The following is an 18,286-nucleotide window of genomic DNA, read 5'->3' on the forward strand; positions in this document are numbered from 1 at the left end:
ATGGTGTCGTTTGATATCGTTGCTGAGGCAGGTGAGGCACGACGTGGCCAGCTCCAGATCAATGACCGCACTCTGGAGACTCCGCACCTGTTCCCGGTGATCAACTTCTACGGCGGCGGCAACGAAGGCGCTCTATTTGGTGGCGGCGTCCACCGTACAGTCAAGGAATTCCTCGCTCATGACAACGAAGTCACCGGTGGTGAAGACTACAGTGATCTCTTCCGGGGTGTGATGACGTCGATATCCTCCCTCGCCGACTACGGCATTCGAGAAAAGAAGCTGAACTGGTATCTGGATAACGAGATCCGCGAGTGGGACTGTTTCAGCGACTATGACGGGATGATATTCGCTGACTCCGGCGGCTACAAAATTCTGAAGCAGGGCGGACTAGAAGGCCAGGACTTTGAGAAGGACATCGACCAGGACAAGGCGCTGGATATACAGCTGGCTCTAGGACCAGACATCGTGGTCAACCTGGATCACCCGATCCATCCTGATGACGAATTCGAAGAGCGGATCGAAAAGATGGAGCAGACCGCTGCCAACGCTGCCCGGTTCGCAGAACGCCGTGATGAGGTTGACGGGGCCTGCTATCTCACGGTACACGGCTATTATGAAGCGATGCTCGAACGATCCTTCGACCTCATCGAAGACGAACTCGCAGAACCAATCCCCGAAGCGTTCGATGGGATTGCTTTGGGTAGCCTCGTCCCGCGGAAAGACAACGTTGAGGTTCTCGTCGAAGCAGTATCCGACTGTAAGAGGGAGATGCAACAGCGAGGGTATGACAATCTTCCTCTACACGTATTAGGAATCTCAGGAAACGCAATGCCGCTACTCGTTGCTGTAGGGGCCGATACCTTCGATTCTGCCTCCTACCTACACCAAGCGATCAACGGGAAGTACTGCGTCAACCTGTTCGAGACGGTCCCGGTTGACGAGGCAGACTTCGATGCCTGCGATTGCCGCATCTGTAACGACGATTTCCACCGGGCACGGATGCGGAACGAGATGGACGACCTGTACCAGAAGGACATTCTCGGTTCAGTGGCGGCGCACAACTTGGCAGTTCAGCAACGGGAGCTCCGGGAGTTCCGCCAGTTAATCGCTGAAGGAGACGAAGAAAAGGTCGCTGAATACCTTGAAGAGGCTGTGAAGGACCAGAAGGGTTTCCGCAAGTTCGTCTACCAGCTGATCAACGAACGGATGAACCCGTACTTCGAGAATACAGACACAACCTATGCATAAGACACCACAAGTCAATGAGGTCAACGAGTTCATCGAGATAGCAAGCGACTTCGAAGACCCGTTGGAGGTCATCAGAGAAGCACTATCGAATTCCTATGACGCAGACGCGACGCAGGTCGACATCAAGATCGAGCAGGATGACGAGGGACGGAATACCTTGGTCATCAAAGACGACGGCCACGGGATGGACGAAGACAACCTGTCGTCGTTCTTCGACCTGGGGAACTCGAACAAGGACGACGCCATCGGGTACAAGGGTCACGGCACCAAGATCTACTACAAGAGCGACAAGATACGCGTCGAGACCGTCAAGGACGGGACGCGGATCGAATCGGTGATGGACCAGCCGTGGGCGAAACTGAACAACCGCGAACTCCCCACGTACTCGGTCGACACGACGGACGTCGAGGAGCCGTCACGCACACGGATCGAGGTCCACGGCTTCCGGGCTGGCCAGGGCTTTGACCCACAGCAGCTCACATACAACAAGATCGAGCATTACATCAAGTGGAAGACAATCGGTGGGTCGACGGCCTGGTACTTCAACGACGACTTCCACGAGATGGAGATCACCGTCGAGCTCTCACCCTCGATCGACGACACCCGGGACCCGATCAAGACCGATAACCGGTTGAAATTCCCTGCCGAAAATCTGGATCCGGACGGCGAGTTCGTCGCGGAAGAGATGTGCAAGCACTACCCGCCACGGGAGCTGACCGTCACACTCGATGACGGCTGTGAATTGACAATCGAGGTTGTCGGGATGGTCGGTGGGAAGGAAGCCCGGAATAAGCTGCCGACCTACGGGAAGCACTCCGCCCAGTTCGGTATTTGGCTGGCGAAAGACCACATCAAGGTTGAACGGTATAACGACGCTATCGGTGCGGACAACGAGTTTTTCCACTTCTTCTTTATTGCCAACTGTCAGGATCTAGAGCTCTCCGCCAATCGGGAGAAGATCCGGAACAAATCCGGGGACGTCTACCAAGCCATCACGGATGAGTTGGACCGGTACATGACCAAGGTGTGCCAGGAGTCGTGGTACCGGAACTACATCGACCGCCGCAAGCTAGAGGACAAGAAACGCAGTATCCGGTCACAGGAAAGTTCGCTCCAAGAACGGTTAGAACGCACACAGGAGCAGGAAGGGCTATCGCCGTCAAACCCGGCTGAGGTCATCGCCGCATTAGAACGGTACAGCGCCAATGGTGCGCCTAATAACATCCAAATCGCGGACTTCCAGATGGACGATGAGGTCAATGCGATCCTCGCTACCGACGACGGGTTCGACAATGCATCATTACAAGTGAAACTTAGCGACTTCTTTGAAGACGAGACACCGCTGACTAACATCGACCGATTCGTCTGCTGGAAGCTTGGGGACCTCGACGCGCTCACCAGAATTGAACGTTCCTCATATATGGGCGAATCAATCCGCTTTGACTTTCAGAATAACGAGATCAAGTACGGTGATGGAGACTCGGAGTCCATCTCTATTCTCGAATTAAACGGCAAGATTACGTAGTCCGACCATATCGTTCTCTTAAGGGATGGTCAATCCACGGAAGCTAATTACCTCTTAATTCGATTATACGATTGTCCTTGAAACATTTGGATAGAGACATCTTCTCTCCACCAAAATAATTCCAGATTGGCTTGAAACGGTCATTTTATTTCGCCTCGCTATGGGCGGAGGCGAGTTCTAATGAGACTCTCGATACAAGTTATCGATCAGAATGGGAACGAACAGACAATTTCCGGCGTTAAGCGGGATGACTGGGAAAATATGAATGATCCCTGTCCGGAGTGTGGAGGGCTTGAGTTCAACCATTTTTCAGCATCTGGCGGACATTACGGCTCACGTGATACTGCCGTTGTGATGCGTTCTGATTTTTGGGATGCTGACCGATCCCTATACACACGTTGCCGTGACTGCCGCGAGATTCTCTACAAGCATCCTGCATTCGATCTTCTCTTTCCCTCGGATGATAGTGAGGAACTCCTTTTAGACTTCTAACCTGTCCTCACTAGAGCTTGAGATCCTCGTACATCCGGTCAAGGATCGCCAGCGCCGACTGAAACTGGGCGTAGTTCTCACGCATATACTCGACCGTCTCTGCTCTCGGGATAACCGGGTACCCCTCGACGTGCTCGATGTCGAGAGACGGCCCTGGCTCGAGGACGATCTGTAGCGGTCCATCCATCTCGTGTCGGGGCTGTCGTTCGAGTGCGGTCGGGAGGTCGAACGACTCGAAAAATGTCTCCCAGGCGTCGACGTCCTGCTCACGAACAGCCAGGAACAGTGGATAGTCGTTGGGCTCGCGACCGACTTGGTAGCCGCCCTGAGTCCACACGTAGACGGCGTCGATCCGCGTGAACGCGAACGGCCAGTCACCGAATTGTGGGATGACGTATGTTTCCTCGATGGAGGGTGGACTGACGCCAGCGCTGGCAGCGACGAGCTCGAGCGCTGCGTCGCGTACGCGCTCGTCGACTACAGTGAGGCCGTCATCATAGGAAACGTAGCCTGCCTCTTCCAGCCGATTGACGGCCTGTCTCACTGTCTCGTAGGGCGTGTGGAGGTGTTGGGCGACACGGCGGATGGAGTCACCACTCTCGATGGCGAGGATAGTCTGTGCCGCCGTGTCGTCGAGAACCTCATACATCTGGTAGTTACCAATAATCCGGTAACAGCTAAAGGTCTTACTAGAAGACGGGGTAGAACGGCTCTGTCTGAGTTCTATCACTCGGGACTCTCCCATTGAATGACTGAAGAATGTAGATCTCATAGCCAATCTGCATAATGTGGATAATGTAGATAATGTAAATTGGGCTTCTTCAATTGGTTCGTGTGGGTGGCAAAGATTGTGATGAATGCGTATGAAATGCTGATTATCTAAATTATGTAGATTGCGTAGGGTCGACGGTGATTATGCCAATTGAGATTGTGCCAACAATCTACGTAATGTACAAAATGTAGATTGTGTAGATGGCGTACGCAATCTGTCTGGCACAGAATTAAGATGGACGAGCATCATTGACCGCGTATGACCAGTGCAAAACGTACATTATCGACAAAACTCGCGCAACCTTCAACATCTACCCAATGTACATTACCTACAAAATGTACAAAATCCGCTTCTTACGGGGTGCTGAGCTATGAGTGCTGACGAGTTTGAAGGGCTCCCCGGAGCAGCTGTCTCGTTGCTCAAGGGAGGGGTAGGGAAATCCACGATCGCGCTCAACATCGCTGATCGACTCGCTGCTCGTGGCCATGAGACGGTACTATTGGATCTGGATAAGGACGGGCACATGACGACCCAGTTGGGATACGACGATGCGTACGACCGAGATGCGAACCTCGGTGACGCCCTTATCGATGGTGAGGACCCCGAAGACCTGCTTATCGAGACGGACTTCGGCGTTCACCTACTCCCGTCGAGTAACGAGCTCGAGAACGTCGAGACGAGGCTGAAGGACGAACGGTTCGCAGACGTGAAGCTTCGACGGAACGTCGTCGATCCGCTCATTCAAAACGGATACGACTACGTGATAATTGATGCCGCAGGCGGCCGTGGGAAACTCTCCGACAATGCCCTCATCGCCGTCCAGCGCGTCATAATCCCGCTAATCCCGCGTGCTGGCTCGATCAACGGCCTCAATAAGATGATTGAACGCCAGATCTCCCCAATCCGGCAGAATATCGGGTTGGATATCCTCGCAGTCACTCCGAATATGATTCGCGAAACAATGGGACAACGCAACGAGCATCGGACTCTCGTTGAAAATCTCAACCGGGAGTTCGGTTCATTCGTCCCCGAGTACGCTCGTGTGGACCCGGAGATCTTCGATGCCCTCGATGATTCGGAACGCACCATCGATAGTATTCCGAAGCCAGGGATTCGCGAACGGACCGCGATTTCTCGCGCGTTCAAGCAAGGAATGCCGGTCTCGGAGTTCGACGAAGATTGCGACCAGATCCCGAATTTCGATCACTTAGCGGACCTCGTGGAGGAACACAGCCATGCCTAATGAGGACGACCGTTTCGGGGACGTCGCTGAACAGCTCAAACAAACGGAGGAAGGAGCCGAATCGGATGACGACGAACGTACTGACGCCCAGGATGAACCGCAACCGGATGAAGAGATAACTACTGAGGACACAGAGTCGGAGACTGAGTCCATTCCTGAGCAGGATGAGGAGGATGTGGACGAATCCACCGGTGGACCGGCCTTCTCCTTTGATGAGACCGATATGCACGGCTTCTATGTCCGGGAGGACACGTGGGATGGCGTCACCCGGATGCGATCATCGGTAACTGCTGCGTGTTCTATGTTTGATGTTCCCGAGTTTGAGGGAAGAGAGTTTCAAGATGCGTGTCTCCGGGTAATTGCGGACCACGGTGATGAGGTTGCCCTCCAGATCCTCCGGGAGCGTGGTATCGAAGCCGATGAGGAACGTGTTCAGGAAGTTGTTGAGATGCTGAGCGAGCAAGCTACGAACGACTAACATTGGATTTGGCTGATTTTCCTCACCATTCAAATTTTGTGCGCATTGGCTCTGTTGAAATCCTATTAGCTCGTCATATCTGTCGATAGCACCTGTGTCAATAGTGAGGCGAAAGAACCAATTGAGCATCTGAATAATGTCTCAATATGAGCCCTGAAGTCTGGTTTATTCTCTTCCTGTTCGTGGTCGTTACGGTTCCTGTATTCATCGGGGTAGTCGCCTTCATTAACCGTGCTACGGGCGAAGATACAGATGAGGAATTAGAGGAGCTGAAACAACGCGTCGAAGAATTAGAGGCACAGCAGGACTAATGTTCCGTCGGTGTTTTTCGCTTGATCCAGTCAGAGTGTCCGGTCAAGATTGTGAGTGAGACAGCCAATAGCGAGTTCACGGAACTGCTTCCACCAGTATTGAGACCGGACGAAAGCACCGTACTTCCGCTTAAGACGTGAGTTCACTGTCTCGTTTTGACTTCGTTGACCGTACAACTTCGAATCTAATCGTGCGTTCCACGCCTTGTGGAGCGACGAAAATTCGCGGTGCTTGATGAGCGGGCGAACACCAGTCTCACGGGCTAACGCGCGAATCTTCTGGTCGTCGTATCCTTTGTCGCCGAGGAGAATCGCTACTTCTCCGGTGTTTCGCTTGATGAGCGACGGCGCGATCTTCGAGTCGTGTTTTCGTGTCGTCGTTACGTGTAAGTCGATAATCGCGTTCGACTTCGTGTCTACGAGGAGCGTGACTTTCAACTGCTGAATCGTCAACTTCGTTCGCTTCGTGTAGTGCTTCGAGGCGTGACTACGGTCGAAGCCGGAGGCGTCGATACCGACAACACCGTTGGTCGGGAGGAGTGTGACCGAGAGATTGAGAAGGACACGCCAGACAGCCATATCGAGACGGTTGAACGCTTTACACAGCGTCGAGGGAGACGGGAGTTCCTCAAGGTTGAGGGCGCTCCGAATCCGGGGCATCTCGATGAGTTCGTCGAGAAGCGTTCGGTACGTCGTATTCTTCCGCACCTTGAGACACAGCAGAACGATGTGTTGGTGGAGTGTGTAGCGTCGTTTCGAGAACTTCGAGGAGTACCGAGCGACAGCTCGACGGGCTAAGTGCATTGCTTGTTCAACGAACCGGAGTAGTCGTGATTTCGGGAGGGCCTGCATCCGGTCAAACTACCGGACGAACCTGTAACTCTCTGAGGATTTCAACAGAGCCTGCGCATTGTACATTATGCAGATTGTGTAGCAAGCTATCTGCTTGCAGTCTTGCGATTATTCTCAGAACCGGGTCCGAACGGCGGTCGCGGTTTTAGTATATCGGTATATGGTTTATACCGTTGGTCAAATCCGAATTTCAGGGGATAGAACCCTTCTATCATCGGAAAAATGGTTATGAGATTTCTGTACTCGATGGTCCTGATTACGCCGGTAATCACGACCACTTTGAAGTACCCCGGCGCCGTCGGTGAAGCACGAATGCTGCAACCGCCTCACGACGACGCTTCCCCCAGGGTAGAGGACCCGAGACCGGGGCTGCAGGACGGTGGAGGGCCGGTGAATGCCTGACCGAGCGCTTTCGACGCCGCTCGACGACAGCTTCGAGCGCTACCTCCAAGACAAGGGGAAAGGCCGGGGCGGCGGCGGTGGGAACTATCGACGTAACGCTGCACGCGAGCTCGAACGGTTCGCCGAGTGGGCCGCCGGCGACCGCGGCGCCGACGACTGGACCGGGATCGCCGACGACGTCGGCCGCGAGCCGACCTTCGACGATCTCGACGAACGCGTGTTCCGGGAGTACGCCCGACATCTCGGTGGAGATCGGGGACTCAAGCAGAACACAGTACAAACCTATTACCGCTATATCTCTGCGTGGTGTGGCTGGTGCGTCAACGAGGGATATCTTGAGGCCCACTACGCGCAGCGAGCGAGTGCGATGGCGCCGCTGCCGGAGGACGACGGTCGCAAGCCCGGCGACCAGCAGGCCTGGACGTCCGAACAGCGCCACGCCCTCACCCGTCACGTCGACGAACGGGCCCGCGACGCCGTCGAGGCGTACACGACACTCCCGGAGGATACTGATCCCCTCGACAAGCAGCGAGCACGCTACGCGGCGTTGAAGGCGGCTCGTGACCGGGCGCTGGTGTTTGTCCTCGCGTACACCGCCGTCCGCGTTGGCGAACTCCTCCGCGATCCGAACGACCCGCGCCGGCGCGGCGTCCGCTGGGAGGACCTCTCCGTCGACGACGGGAGTATGGACGTCTACCGGAAGAAACAGCAATGGGATGCCGCGAGCCTTCCCGATCCGGTGATCTCGCCGTTGCGAAGCTATCGCCAGTTGATGGACCCACCAACGGAGCGCTGGCCGGTGTTTCCGACGTTCGACCAACGGACGCTCGCAGGGCTCGTCCGGGAAAACCTCGCCGAACGAGGGGAACGCCCAGAAGCAATCATTGAACGCCGTGCGGAGTACGCTCGCGACCTGCTGCTGGCGCTCGATGTGGACATTCGGCCGCCGTCGATCACGACGGACGGCGCACGGTCGATTCTCCAACGACTCTCGGAGGCCGCGGAGATCGACATCGACCATCCGAAACACGATTATCTTGCTCCGCACGGTGGCCGTCGTGGCATGGGCGAGGTTCTGGTCCGGGCATTCGGATATACTGTGGCGGCCCGATATCTCGATAATTCTGAGGAGATGGTTCGTGAGCGGTACTCGCATATCGAGGCTGGTGAGTTAGGTGATGTCGCTACTGAGGCCCTTGAGGAGATCGATAGTGTACCGCAGTAACTTATTTCGAGTGAGAGGGGTAGACCGTCGCGTTCACACCGCGTCGACGGTGAACAGCGAGTCGTCGCTGAGGACGACCTGTACCCGGCGGTGCCAGGCGTCAGCGAAAGCCTCTCGTTGCTGGTCAGTTGCCGATTCGTCGAGAATCCCTTGGAGGTTCCCGATTGCGGGTCCACCGTCAGGAACGTCGCTGACGTGGTAGGTCACTTCGACGGTCTCGTCCGTGTCGGTTCGCCGGAACCGGAACGTCGGGTCCGCCGTGTCCGGGTCGAACGCGTCGAAGCGCAGGAGGTCGCGGCGGCCGCCATAGCCGCCGGCGAGCCCGCTGAATCCGTCATCGCCGGTCGCGCCAGTCACGTACGAGATGATGCGGCTCATCACGCCGTACGCGGCATCGTCCTGCGGGCCGGCCGTCTGGACCTCGATTTCGCTCCGGACTGGATAGTCGTCGGGATACAGGGCGTCGAGCCCGAGCTGGACGATCCGATAGGCACCCGAGGCTGTCGGACAGGAGTGTCCGGCTTCTTTCACCGCGTCCCGGTAGGTGACGACGAACGGCTCGCCCGGTTCGAGGACGCCGAGGGCCTCCGCGACGGGGTCGCGGATTTCGATCGGGTCGGCGTCGTAGTCGACCTGCCAATTGGTTCTCGTCTGGGTCGTGTCAGTCGCAGTCGAATTCGATGTCATGAGTTGTGGTTGTGATCGTGTCTCGTGGTCAGTAGCGGAGCAGTCGCATCCCGTTGAGGATGACGAGGAGGACGCTGGCCTCGTGGACCAGCATTCCCGACGCGAGGGTGACGTAGCTGGTGAGCACGCCCGCGAGGAGGACGGTCACGGTCAGCACCGCGAGCCCGACGTTCTCGAGGACGTTCCAGCGCGTCGCCTTGCTGAGTTTGACCGCGTACGGGATGCGTTCGAGGTCGTCGGCCATCAACGCCATGTCAGCCGTTTCGATAGCGGTGTCCGTTCCCGCAGCACCCATCGCGATGCCGACATCGGCAGTGGCCAGCGATGGCGCGTCGTTGATGCCGTCGCCGACCATCGCGACGACGTGGCCGTCGGCCTGGTAGCCCTCGATGACGGACTGCTTGTCCTCGGGGAGGAGTTCGGCACGGTACTCGTCGATACCGACCTCCTCGGCAACGGCAGCGGCCGTCCGCTCGTTGTCGCCGGTGAGCATCACCGTCTCGATGCCAGCGTCTTGGAGCGCCGCGACGACCCCAGGAGCGGCCTCCCGGAGCTCGTCCCGCATCGCAATCGCGCCGATGATGTCCCCGTCCCGAACGACGTGGACGACTGTCTCGCCGCGCCCCTCACGCTCGCGGACGTAGTCGGCGACCCGATCGGGGACATCGACGTCGCGGTCGTCCAGCAGCGCGCGGTTGCCGACGACGACTTCCTGGCCATCGGCATGGGCGATGACGCCCTTGCCGGCGACCACGTCGAAGTCGTCGGGATCGGGGACCGACCTGCGCCCCACGTCCGTATCGTCCGCTTGGGCGACCGTCGCTCCACCGTCCGTCGCAGCCGTCTGGCGTTCGCGGGCCATGTCGACGATGGCGTCCGCGAGGTGGTGTTCGCTCTTCTTCTCGGCGGTCGCTGCGAGCGAGAGGACGTCGGCGGCGGCGACGCCGAACCCCTCGATACCGGAGACGGTGGTCTCGCCCTTCGTGAGCGTCCCCGTCTTGTCGAAGGCGACGAGATCGATCTTGCCGGCGCGTTCGAGGTGTTCGCCGCCCTTCATCAGCACGCCCGACCGGGCGGCGTTACCGATGGCCGAGACGATGCTGACCGGTGGCCCGATGACCAGCGCGCCCGGACAGCCGATGACCAGCAGCGTCAGCGACAGGATCGCGTTCTGCGTGACCGCGTACGCGCCGATAGCCAGGGCAATGACGGCCGGCGTGTAGTACTTCGCGAACCGGTCGATGAGACTCTCCGTGGGCGACTGAGCCTCCTGGGCCTCCTCGACGCGACGGATGATCCGTTCGAGAGTCGTATCCGATCCCGCTCCCGTCGTCCGGATTTCTAGCGCGCCCTCCTGGTTGACCGTCCCGGCGTACACCTCGTCGCTGTCGGCCTTGTGGACGGGCGCGCTCTCGCCGGTGACCGGCGCCTGGTTGACTGCGCTCTCGCCGTCGACGACGGTTCCGTCGACCGGGATCTTCCCGCCCGGCTTTACGACGACGACTTCGCCCTCTTCGACATCGCGGGCGGAGACCTTTTGGAGTGTCCCGTCGCGACGGACGGTCGCCGTGTCGGGCGTCATCTCCAGTAGCTCCTGAAGTGCCGTCCGGGTCTTCCGCATCGTCCGGCCTTCGAGGTAGCTGCCAAGGCTGAACAGGAAGACGACGGCGGCGGCTTCCCAGTACTCCCCGATGACGATAGCACCGATGGCGGCCAGCGTCACCAGCGTCTTGATGCCGAGCGTCCGGTTGGTGACCTCGTGGTAAGCGGTCTTGGCGATGTCGTAGCCACCCACGACCGTCGCGAGGACGAGGATGGCGGCGCTTGCCATCTCGAAACTCGTGAGGTAGCCGAGACTCCAGCCACCGCCGTACAGCAGGCCGCTTGTCGCCGTGACGATGGCCTTCCGGTGGTTCCGGTAGTACTGCGTGATCGATTGTTTGTTCATAGTGTTAGGCGGGCTGGGGAGTGTACCCCTGGTTTTCGATGGTCTCTGCGAAGGCGTCGGGGTCAGCGACGCTGTCGTCGTACTCGATCTCGACGCGGCCGGTCGCGTAGTGGACTTCGACGTGCTGGACGCCGTCGACGTTCGACAGGGCGCGTTCGACGGTACTCGCGCAGGTCGGGCAGTCGAAGTCGAGGACGCGGAATTGGGTTGTGTCGCTCATTACAGTTTGAGATAGTGCCCGTACCTCAATAAGTATTTTTTATATGATATGTTTGAATTCGGATACGAGTCGTTGGAACAGTCAAACGGGTCGTCTAGGGCTTTCGCTATCGCGGGTCCATCCTGTACTGGATACCTCGACAGACACCTACCCGACTCCTGCCCCGCTACCTTTTCCCGCGTGCTCGCGCTCAGTCCTCGTATGAGTGATTCCGATACCGACCACCGTCTCGACGACATCGCGGTGCGAGACACTCGGATTTCGGACGCCATCGACGAGCCGATGCGGGCGATGGTCCTCGACATTCTGTCCGAGGAAGCCCTAACTGCGACCGAGGTCCACGAACGCCTCGACGATCGCGGCATCGACCGGACGGAGAACACGGTCCGCCATCACATCAACGAGCTCCGGGATGCGGGCCTCGTCGACGTCGTTCGCTTCGAGGAGGGGCGTGGTGGGACGACGAAGTACTACCACGCGAACACGATCGTCCTCTCGTACTCACTACCAGATTCGGCCGACGCCGCCGTCGAGGAGATGATCGACGCTGCCCAGCCCCAGATCACGGACGCGCTCACTACGCTCACCGACGAGTACGACGACGCTATTGAGGAGATCGTCGAGGATATGCAGCCCTGCGAGCACTGCCAGACCCAGAAGTACGAGACGTACGTTCTTCTGACCGTCCTGCGACGTGCGTTCGTTCGCGCCCACAGAAATTCCTGAGGGGGAACCACCCCTACGCTGGCAGGGTCTTAGAAGGAGAACCGATCACGCGCGGATTGCATCGCGAGGCGAGTCAGGAGTCGCGCAGGGCCACGCTTTGGGAGGTCCCGTACAGTCTCGATGCTGGTCGGCGGTTCACTACCACCAATGTCTAACTCCCAGCCTGTCTCGTCCATGAAGCGTTCGACAGCCTGATTTACTCGCTGTCGCACGTCGTCCGAGTCCATTGTCTCGGGCACACCATTCCGGAGGACGACGTCGCCGTCAACGATCACTGTCTCGACGTCGGCCGGGACCGCGTTGTTCACGACGTGTGCGGGAACGTTGGTCAGTGGCGTGAACTTCGGTTTGTCGACGTCGAGGAGGATAATATCCGCGCGCTTTCCCGCTTCGATACTGCCGATCTCGTCGCCCATCCCCAGCGCGCGTGCGCCCTCGATAGTGAGCATTCGTATCAGTTCCATCGAGTCGAACTGCCCGGCTGAACGCTTGAGATTTGCCGCCAGCCGAGCTTGCCGCGCTTCACCGAACATGCTGTACGAGTCGTGCCAGTAGTGGTCGTCAATCCCTACTCCGACGTCGACGCCGGCGGCTCGAAGCTCGGGAACGGGCGTCCACTGCGTCTCCCCGTCCGGATTCCAGTAACAGAAGACGGACGGGCAGTGCGCAACAGCCGCGTCCGCCTCGGCGGTTCGCTGGATGTCCTCTTCGTCGCCGAGGCGGAAGTGAGCAGCGACCAGTCGGTCGTCCAGGAGTCCAACGTCGTCGAGCAATCCTACCGAGTCCTCGCCACCGTTCGCTCGTGCCATCGTGTTACTCTCCTCGAGTTCGAGCAAGTGCGTGTGGACGAGCAGGTCCGGGTACTCTGCGGCGAGGGACGCGGTCCGTTCCCACAGCTGCCTGGTACACGACCAGTCGTCGTGCGGGCAGATCGTCGCCCTGATTCGGCCCTCGTACGTGTCGTGGTACGTTTCGACGAACTCGCGAGCACGGGAGAACTGCTGATCGACTGGTTGGTCCCAGAAGAGGTCCGAGATCGCCGGGCCGAAAAATCCGCGGAGCCCTGCTTCCCCGAACGCCTCTGCACCTGCGGCAGGCCGTGCGTCCATCGAGTTCACGGTCGTGACACCGCCCAAGAGGAAATTGAGCGCTGCGAGCTCGACGCCTGCCTCGACGAGGTACTCGAATTCGCCGTTCCCTAATCTGTTAAACAAGGCCGTCCCACTCCCAAGCATCTCCGTCAGCTCGAGTTCGCTAAACGCACCGATGAGCGGTGTCATCTCCAAGTGCGTGTGGGCGTTCACCAACCCCGGCATCACCAGTTTCCCGTTCCCGTCGATAACGGTGGACGCTTCTAATTCTCCGTCTCCTGCACGTGATGGTCGGACTTCTTCGATACAGCCATCGGTGATGCATACTGTGCCGCGCTCGTACAGGCGGTTCCGTTCGTCGGCTGTGAGAACGAGTGCATCATGGATTGCCAGATCGACAGCCATCGTAAATTAGGAAGTGGATGTGACAGTTACCGTACTGGACAACCGAGCAGGCCGGCGAAGGCTGTTCTTCCAGGTGGTGTTCCCCTCATTTGGGATATCATCGGTCTCTACTGGTCCCATTAGCCTCTAATACGTCGGCGTGATTTAATCAGATTCCCCTTTTGAATCTGAAGTCGGATTCCGTGGAGCTTGTGGAGGTTTGCAATGTTTTCCCCTCTTCACGATAGATCATCTATGGCCGACGGTTACGATGCCATAGTACTGATACCCTCATAGGCAGTATATTCTAATCAAAACCGCAATAGATGATCCCTACAATGATACACCTATGCAGGCGACGATAATCGACGGAGTTCTTGAATCCCTTCGTATCGGTGTCGGATTTCTCTGGACGGCGGCGTGGGCGATCATCATGGGCCTCACGATTACGAGTCTGGTCCAGGTCTACGTCTCGAAGGAGCGGATGGCACAGGTGCTGGGTGAGGGCGATCTAACTGGACTTACCAAGGCGACTGTGTTCGGAGCAGCAAGCAGTGGCTGTAGTTTCGGCGCCGTCGCCATCGGGAAGGGCCTGTTCAAGAAGGGGGCGCACGCGGTGAACTTCCTCGCGTTCATGTTCGCGTCGACGAACCTCATCGTCGAACTAGGGCTGATGATTCTCATCCTGCTTGGCTGGGAGTTCCTCGTCGCGGAACTGCTCGGCGGCCTGATTCTCATCGCCGTCATGGCCGCCATCGTCCACCTTACGCTTCCCGAAAACCTGTTTAACGAAGTCCGCGAGAAGCTCAACGAGCGCGACCGCCAGGCGGGCGTCACGGAAGATCCCACCTGCGGGATGGAGGGGAAAGACGAGTACACGCTCACGACCGACGGCGGTGAGACGCTCAAATTCTGCTCGGAGGGCTGTATGGAGACCTATCGCCAGGAGACGTCGAGTAGCGGCGGGTGGCGTGACGAGTTGCTGTCGTGGGGTGGCTGGTACAAGGTCGGGAATCAGTACCGCAAGGAGTGGTCGATGATCTGGAAAGACATCGTCGCCGGCTTCCTTATTTCTGGGTTCGTCATCGTCTTCGTCCCGCAGTGGGTGTGGAACACGCTGTTCATTCAGGGCGACGGCCTGCTCGTGACTGCCGAGAACGCCGTCATGGGCGTCATCATCGCCGTCCTCAGTTTCGTCGGCAGTATGGGCAACGTCCCGTTCGCCGTCGCGCTCTGGGGTGGTGGCGTCAGCTTCGCCGGGATCATCGCGTTCGTCTACGCCGACCTCATCACCGTGCCCGTCCTGAACGTCTACCGGAAGTACTACGGCTGGAAGGTGATGCTGTACATCCTCGGCGTCTTCTTCGTCACGATGGCGTTCACCGGCTTCCTCATGGAGCTGCTGTTCGACGCGCTGGGTATCGTTCCAGATCTGGCGGGCGGCGAGACGGCGACTGAACAGACGTACTTCGAGCTCAACTACACGTTCTACCTCAATATTATCGCCTTTGCGCTCTCCGGGTTCCTTCTGTATGTCTACCGGCGGGGACTCGGCGCACCAGGTCAGTATCGAGATCCGGTGTGCGGGATGCGAACCGACGATGAGGGCCCGAGTGCGTCCCACGATGGGACGACGTACTATTTTTGCTCAAAGAAATGCAAGCGTACGTTCGAAGAAGAACCAACGGAATTTACTAATCAAAGCCCGCAAATATCGAGCCACGATCACGATCATGACCACTGATGATCGCACTGTGGTTCATCCGCTGTGATGGGGTTCATCATCACAGTTTCAATCCGCAATTGTCACACCTACTGCGCTCAAATAGACGGTATGAATAGTCAAATCCCGCAACTCGGGGCTGTCATATGAATCGCCGTCGAGCAGATACTGTCGTCGGTGTGCTTCTCGGGTTCGTTCTCCTGGCCGGCGGGGTACTCAGTTGGCGGGCCTATCAACAGCGTCGGGCTATCGAGCAATCGATGGGGTCAATGATGGGTTCATCTATGGGAACGATGCACGGCCCAGACCCCCTCTGGTACGTGGTTGGAACCCTGCTGGTTGCTGGCGTTATCGGTGGCGTCTATTACGTGGTCCGGGGAGAACTCACCGATCCAGAAGTGGCCGACACAACGGCGCCTGTCGATCCTGCACAGACATCGGCGGCAACAGCTACGTCGATGGATGATGACGCTGCACCGGCGACGTCTATCAATCCTGAATCGGACCCCCAAGCACGCGTTCTCGATCTCTTACCGGATGATGAACGACGCGTCCTCGAACCCGTCCTGAACTCCCCCGGAATCACGCAGATTGAACTTCGGGATCGATCTGAGTTCTCGAAGAGTAAAGTAAGCCAGACCGTGAGTTCACTCGAGGAGCGAGGTCTGCTGTATCGGGAACGACAGGGTCGGACCTATCGTGTGTATCCGAGTGATGACCTTCGGCAGCAACAACCGGGAAAATAGTCGCTATCTATCGGGCGCTCTCCCTCTCGAATTCCGTAGGTATGAACGGTCTCCCTCGAGCAAAACGGTTAGAAGATGTTATAGACGTTCTCGAACGTTCTCCTGTATGGATTCACACCCATGTCGATAACTCCCGAGCAGGCCTACGAGTAACCGAGGAGAGAGACAATGACCAACTTCAAACTCGGCCGGTGGCTGCTCGTGGCGCTCGCGATTGTCGGACTCGCGTTCGCCGCACCGGCAGTCAGCGCACACGACAACGCAACGACCGCTGACGACGCGCCTACGGACAATGCCACCGCAGATGAATGGGCCACTTGGATGGAGGCACAGATGACCGAACACATGGGCCCGGGTAGCGTCGAGTGGATGGAGTCGCACATGGGTGTGACCGTCGACGAGATGGCCCAGGACATGGCTGACGGGGAATACCACGACGGGGCTGACGACGGCTACAACGGCGGGATGTACGGGCAGGGCCACTGCTGACGGCTCTGGCCGTTTCGATCGCTCCAATCGAACACCACAACTCACCAACGCAAGATAATGACGCAACTCACCACTCACATCGGACGCACTGCTCGGCGACTCGCGATCCTCGCCGTCCCGCTGCTAGTTGCGGCGACTGGACCGGCTGTTGCCCACGGTAGTGGGAGCTACGGCGGCGGCATGATGGGGGGCGGCTGGGGCCTCTTCGGTGGAGCGATGGGGCTCTGGGGGTTCCTCTGGATGGGGCTCCTCATCGCCGTTCCGCTCTACATTGTCTATGCGCTCCTCAATCGAGGCTCCGGTGGGAACGAAGAGCAGTCGCTGTCGGTTCTCCGTGAGCGCTACGCCCGCGGAGAGCTCTCGGATGACGAATTCGATCGGCGGCGAGAACAGCTCGAACGCACCGGATGACTGGAGCAGCTGCTGTTCCAGCCGATACATCATATTCCCAACGGCCGCCGTTGCGGCACCCAACCGTTAACCCCGTAGACGGGGTATGATACTTCATGGAATACACAATACAGACTTCAGTCACCGGTGAGTTCGACGACGTCGTCGACACGACGATTGCGGCGCTCAAAGACGAAGGATTCGGCGTCCTCTGTGACATCGACGTCCAAGCGACGCTCGAGGAGAAACTCGGCGAGGAGTTTCGACAGTACTGCATCCTCGGTGCGTGCAACCCGGGGCTGGCACACGAGGGCCTGAACGAAGAGATCGAACTCGGCGCACTCCTCCCGTGTAACGTCATTGTCTACGAAACCGACGGCGGCGAGGTCATGGTGAGTGCCGTCGACCCACAACAGCTCGTCGGCATCGCCGACAACGAGGCACTCGACTCGATCGCGAACGAGGTCCACGACCGGTTCGAACGCGTTCTCGCCAGCGTCGCGGACGAACTCGAATCATCGACCGAGATCTGAACCATGACATCATCAAACCAACTCGACACCACAACCATCGTCCTCCTCATCCTCGGGGCGATCATCGTCCTCCCCTTGCTCACGATGGGGATGGGATTCGGCGGGATGATGGGATACGGTGGAATGATGGGTGGATACGGGACGACCAGCGGCTGGTGGCCACTCGTCGGGATGCTCGTCCAGCTGGTCTTCCTCCTCCTCCTGCTCGGTGGCGGATATCTCGTCTTCCGTCGCGTGACGGCATCGCAGTCGTCGCGGAATCCCGCAATGGAGGAGCTGCGTATGGCATACGCCCGCGGAGATCTCACCGAGGAAGAGTTCGAGGCGCGTCGGAACAAGCTCGAACGCTCGGAGTGACGGTCCGACCACCAACCTCCGGCGTTACTCACGTCCGGCCCCTTGGAATCCGAAATCTGTGACCCTCACAGCTTTCGGATGTGAATAGAAGTGTGCTAAAAGCATAAGACCATACTAGCTACTATGACGGAAGTTATCCTGTTCACACAGGAGACTTGTGGAGCGTGCGCAACGCAGCGAGAGAAAAACGAGGGTATCGAAGATGCGTATCCGGATGTCGAGTTCCGGGAGGTCGACATCCAGACCGATCTGGAGACGGCCGAGGAGTACGGTGTCCGAAAGACGCCAACGACGCTCGTGTATGCAAACGGGGAACAGACGGCCGAGTTCATCGGCATCGTCGACCGGGACGAATTGGAGGCTGCCATCGAGAGCGCCGGCCAGCAATCGCCCGGACTCACGAACCGGCTCGCCAGCATCATCCGTGGATAACAGAAGCCAACC

21 protein-coding genes are annotated in these 18,286 nt (G+C 58.2%); 15 read left to right on the forward strand and 6 right to left on the reverse strand.

Going from position 1 to position 18,286, the window contains the following annotated elements; translation table 11 throughout:
- From EPL04_RS13025 to EPL04_RS13035, 3 genes are all read left to right on the forward strand, one after another.
- Nucleotides 1-1,248 carry a tRNA-guanine transglycosylase gene (locus EPL04_RS13025; RefSeq protein ID WP_134671671.1) on the forward strand — a complete coding sequence of 416 codons (1,248 nt, stop codon included), beginning with the start codon at nt 1-3 and terminating at the stop codon, nt 1,246-1,248.
- Nucleotides 1,241-2,773, forward strand: a complete 1,533-nt coding sequence (locus EPL04_RS13030; protein WP_134671672.1) for an ATP-binding protein — start codon at nt 1,241-1,243, stop codon at nt 2,771-2,773. The genes EPL04_RS13025 and EPL04_RS13030 overlap by 8 nt, the downstream gene beginning before the upstream one ends.
- Before the next feature lie 180 nt (nt 2,774-2,953).
- Complete coding sequence (locus EPL04_RS13035; protein WP_134671673.1) at nt 2,954-3,265, forward strand: hypothetical protein; 312 nt, start codon at nt 2,954-2,956, stop codon at nt 3,263-3,265.
- Nucleotides 3,266-3,275: 10 nt separating this feature from the next.
- On the opposite strand, the gene EPL04_RS13040 is transcribed toward EPL04_RS13035, so the two are convergent.
- Nucleotides 3,276-3,914, reverse strand: coding sequence for a helix-turn-helix domain-containing protein (locus EPL04_RS13040; RefSeq protein WP_134671674.1), 639 nt, complete (start codon nt 3,912-3,914; stop codon nt 3,276-3,278).
- A gap of 493 nt (nt 3,915-4,407) precedes the next feature.
- Between EPL04_RS13040 and EPL04_RS13045 the strand changes: the two genes are divergently transcribed.
- From EPL04_RS13045 to EPL04_RS18815, 3 genes are all read left to right on the forward strand, one after another.
- Nucleotides 4,408-5,280: a ParA family protein gene (locus tag EPL04_RS13045; protein ID WP_128904668.1), complete on the forward strand. Its 873-nt coding sequence runs from the start codon at nt 4,408-4,410 to the stop codon at nt 5,278-5,280.
- Nucleotides 5,273-5,758: a hypothetical protein gene (locus tag EPL04_RS13050; RefSeq protein WP_121513335.1), complete on the forward strand. Its 486-nt coding sequence runs from the start codon at nt 5,273-5,275 to the stop codon at nt 5,756-5,758. The genes EPL04_RS13045 and EPL04_RS13050 overlap by 8 nt, the downstream gene beginning before the upstream one ends.
- A 146-nt stretch (nt 5,759-5,904) precedes the next feature.
- A complete protein-coding gene (locus EPL04_RS18815) occupies nt 5,905-6,069 on the forward strand; it encodes a hypothetical protein (RefSeq protein ID WP_167599474.1) in 165 nt (54 codons plus the stop codon).
- Between the two features lie 30 nt (nt 6,070-6,099).
- On the opposite strand, the gene EPL04_RS13055 is transcribed toward EPL04_RS18815, so the two are convergent.
- Nucleotides 6,100-6,921 (reverse strand): IS5 family transposase, encoded by an 822-nt coding sequence (locus tag EPL04_RS13055; RefSeq protein ID WP_134671675.1) that lies wholly within the window; start codon nt 6,919-6,921, stop codon nt 6,100-6,102.
- A gap of 394 nt (nt 6,922-7,315) precedes the next feature.
- On the opposite strand from EPL04_RS13055, the gene EPL04_RS13065 reads away from it, so the two are divergent.
- The gene (locus tag EPL04_RS13065; protein ID WP_049987695.1) at nt 7,316-8,548 is read left to right on the forward strand and encodes a tyrosine-type recombinase/integrase; all 1,233 of its coding nucleotides are present in this window, start codon (nt 7,316-7,318) and stop codon (nt 8,546-8,548) included.
- A 33-nt stretch (nt 8,549-8,581) separates the two neighbouring features.
- Here EPL04_RS13065 and EPL04_RS13070 read toward each other — a convergent pair whose 3' ends face one another.
- From EPL04_RS13070 to EPL04_RS13080, 3 genes are read right to left on the reverse strand one after another with little or no spacing between them, the layout of a single operon-like run.
- Complete coding sequence (locus EPL04_RS13070) at nt 8,582-9,235, reverse strand: hypothetical protein (RefSeq protein WP_004594625.1); 654 nt, start codon at nt 9,233-9,235, stop codon at nt 8,582-8,584.
- A gap of 28 nt (nt 9,236-9,263) precedes the next feature.
- Nucleotides 9,264-11,183, reverse strand: a complete 1,920-nt coding sequence (locus EPL04_RS13075) for a heavy metal translocating P-type ATPase (RefSeq protein ID WP_004594624.1) — start codon at nt 11,181-11,183, stop codon at nt 9,264-9,266.
- A gap of 4 nt (nt 11,184-11,187) precedes the next feature.
- On the reverse strand, nt 11,188-11,403 hold the full coding sequence (locus EPL04_RS13080; RefSeq protein WP_004594622.1) for a heavy-metal-associated domain-containing protein: 216 nt from the start codon (nt 11,401-11,403) through the stop codon (nt 11,188-11,190).
- Nucleotides 11,404-11,604: 201 nt separating this feature from the next.
- On the opposite strand from EPL04_RS13080, the gene EPL04_RS13085 reads away from it, so the two are divergent.
- The gene (locus EPL04_RS13085; RefSeq protein ID WP_004048660.1) at nt 11,605-12,129 is read left to right on the forward strand and encodes an ArsR/SmtB family transcription factor; all 525 of its coding nucleotides are present in this window, start codon (nt 11,605-11,607) and stop codon (nt 12,127-12,129) included.
- Nucleotides 12,130-12,158: 29 nt separating this feature from the next.
- Here the strand turns inward: EPL04_RS13085 and EPL04_RS13090 are convergent, their stop codons facing one another.
- Entirely contained in the window at nt 12,159-13,625 is a 1,467-nt protein-coding gene (locus EPL04_RS13090; protein ID WP_134671632.1) for an amidohydrolase family protein, read from the reverse strand.
- A gap of 328 nt (nt 13,626-13,953) precedes the next feature.
- Between EPL04_RS13090 and EPL04_RS13095 the strand changes: the two genes are divergently transcribed.
- The 7 genes from EPL04_RS13095 (at nt 13,954) to EPL04_RS13125 (ending at nt 18,274) form a co-directional block, all read left to right on the forward strand.
- Nucleotides 13,954-15,348, forward strand: a complete 1,395-nt coding sequence (locus EPL04_RS13095; RefSeq protein WP_004594620.1) for a permease — start codon at nt 13,954-13,956, stop codon at nt 15,346-15,348.
- A 125-nt stretch (nt 15,349-15,473) separates the two neighbouring features.
- Entirely contained in the window at nt 15,474-16,073 is a 600-nt protein-coding gene (locus EPL04_RS13100; protein WP_011222408.1) for a helix-turn-helix transcriptional regulator, read from the forward strand.
- 168 nt (nt 16,074-16,241) lie between these two features.
- Nucleotides 16,242-16,562, forward strand: a complete 321-nt coding sequence (locus tag EPL04_RS13105; protein ID WP_004594618.1) for a hypothetical protein — start codon at nt 16,242-16,244, stop codon at nt 16,560-16,562.
- A 57-nt stretch (nt 16,563-16,619) separates the two neighbouring features.
- Nucleotides 16,620-16,973 carry an SHOCT domain-containing protein gene (locus EPL04_RS13110; RefSeq protein ID WP_004594617.1) on the forward strand — a complete coding sequence of 118 codons (354 nt, stop codon included), beginning with the start codon at nt 16,620-16,622 and terminating at the stop codon, nt 16,971-16,973.
- 95 nt (nt 16,974-17,068) lie between these two features.
- Nucleotides 17,069-17,485, forward strand: coding sequence for a DUF302 domain-containing protein (locus EPL04_RS13115; protein ID WP_004594616.1), 417 nt, complete (start codon nt 17,069-17,071; stop codon nt 17,483-17,485).
- A 3-nt stretch (nt 17,486-17,488) separates the two neighbouring features.
- On the forward strand, nt 17,489-17,842 hold the full coding sequence (locus tag EPL04_RS13120; protein ID WP_004594615.1) for an SHOCT domain-containing protein: 354 nt from the start codon (nt 17,489-17,491) through the stop codon (nt 17,840-17,842).
- A 123-nt stretch (nt 17,843-17,965) separates the two neighbouring features.
- Nucleotides 17,966-18,274 carry a thioredoxin family protein gene (locus EPL04_RS13125; protein WP_004594614.1) on the forward strand — a complete coding sequence of 103 codons (309 nt, stop codon included), beginning with the start codon at nt 17,966-17,968 and terminating at the stop codon, nt 18,272-18,274.
- Nucleotides 18,275-18,286 lie beyond the last annotated feature (12 nt).

It is taken from the genome of Halorussus marinus (genome assembly GCF_004521895.1).
Taxonomy (GTDB): domain Archaea; phylum Halobacteriota; class Halobacteria; order Halobacteriales; family Haladaptataceae; genus Halorussus; species Halorussus marinus.

Bases quoted from the DNA above. Each gene is read 5' to 3' on its own strand.
- EPL04_RS13085 (WP_004048660.1), top strand. From the start codon at position 11,605: ATGAGTGATTCCGATACCGACCACCGTCTCGACGACATCGCGGTGCGA.
- EPL04_RS13090 (WP_134671632.1), bottom strand. From the start codon at position 13,625: ATGGCTGTCGATCTGGCAATCCATGATGCACTCGTTCTCACAGCCGAC.
- EPL04_RS13040 (WP_134671674.1), bottom strand. From the start codon at position 3,914: ATGTATGAGGTTCTCGACGACACGGCGGCACAGACTATCCTCGCCATC.
- EPL04_RS13080 (WP_004594622.1), bottom strand. From the start codon at position 11,403: ATGAGCGACACAACCCAATTCCGCGTCCTCGACTTCGACTGCCCGACC.
- EPL04_RS13025 (WP_134671671.1), top strand. From the start codon at position 1: ATGGTGTCGTTTGATATCGTTGCTGAGGCAGGTGAGGCACGACGTGGC.
- EPL04_RS13070 (WP_004594625.1), bottom strand. From the start codon at position 9,235: ATGACATCGAATTCGACTGCGACTGACACGACCCAGACGAGAACCAAT.
- EPL04_RS13125 (WP_004594614.1), top strand. From the start codon at position 17,966: ATGACGGAAGTTATCCTGTTCACACAGGAGACTTGTGGAGCGTGCGCA.
- EPL04_RS13055 (WP_134671675.1), bottom strand. From the start codon at position 6,921: ATGCAGGCCCTCCCGAAATCACGACTACTCCGGTTCGTTGAACAAGCA.
- EPL04_RS13095 (WP_004594620.1), top strand. From the start codon at position 13,954: ATGCAGGCGACGATAATCGACGGAGTTCTTGAATCCCTTCGTATCGGT.
- EPL04_RS13045 (WP_128904668.1), top strand. From the start codon at position 4,408: ATGAGTGCTGACGAGTTTGAAGGGCTCCCCGGAGCAGCTGTCTCGTTG.
- EPL04_RS13120 (WP_004594615.1), top strand. From the start codon at position 17,489: ATGACATCATCAAACCAACTCGACACCACAACCATCGTCCTCCTCATC.
- EPL04_RS13075 (WP_004594624.1), bottom strand. From the start codon at position 11,183: ATGAACAAACAATCGATCACGCAGTACTACCGGAACCACCGGAAGGCC.
- EPL04_RS13110 (WP_004594617.1), top strand. From the start codon at position 16,620: ATGACGCAACTCACCACTCACATCGGACGCACTGCTCGGCGACTCGCG.
- EPL04_RS13065 (WP_049987695.1), top strand. From the start codon at position 7,316: ATGCCTGACCGAGCGCTTTCGACGCCGCTCGACGACAGCTTCGAGCGC.
- EPL04_RS13035 (WP_134671673.1), top strand. From the start codon at position 2,954: ATGAGACTCTCGATACAAGTTATCGATCAGAATGGGAACGAACAGACA.
- EPL04_RS13115 (WP_004594616.1), top strand. From the start codon at position 17,069: ATGGAATACACAATACAGACTTCAGTCACCGGTGAGTTCGACGACGTC.
- EPL04_RS13030 (WP_134671672.1), top strand. From the start codon at position 1,241: ATGCATAAGACACCACAAGTCAATGAGGTCAACGAGTTCATCGAGATA.
- EPL04_RS13100 (WP_011222408.1), top strand. From the start codon at position 15,474: ATGAATCGCCGTCGAGCAGATACTGTCGTCGGTGTGCTTCTCGGGTTC.
- EPL04_RS13050 (WP_121513335.1), top strand. From the start codon at position 5,273: ATGCCTAATGAGGACGACCGTTTCGGGGACGTCGCTGAACAGCTCAAA.
- EPL04_RS13105 (WP_004594618.1), top strand. From the start codon at position 16,242: ATGACCAACTTCAAACTCGGCCGGTGGCTGCTCGTGGCGCTCGCGATT.
- EPL04_RS18815 (WP_167599474.1), top strand. From the start codon at position 5,905: ATGAGCCCTGAAGTCTGGTTTATTCTCTTCCTGTTCGTGGTCGTTACG.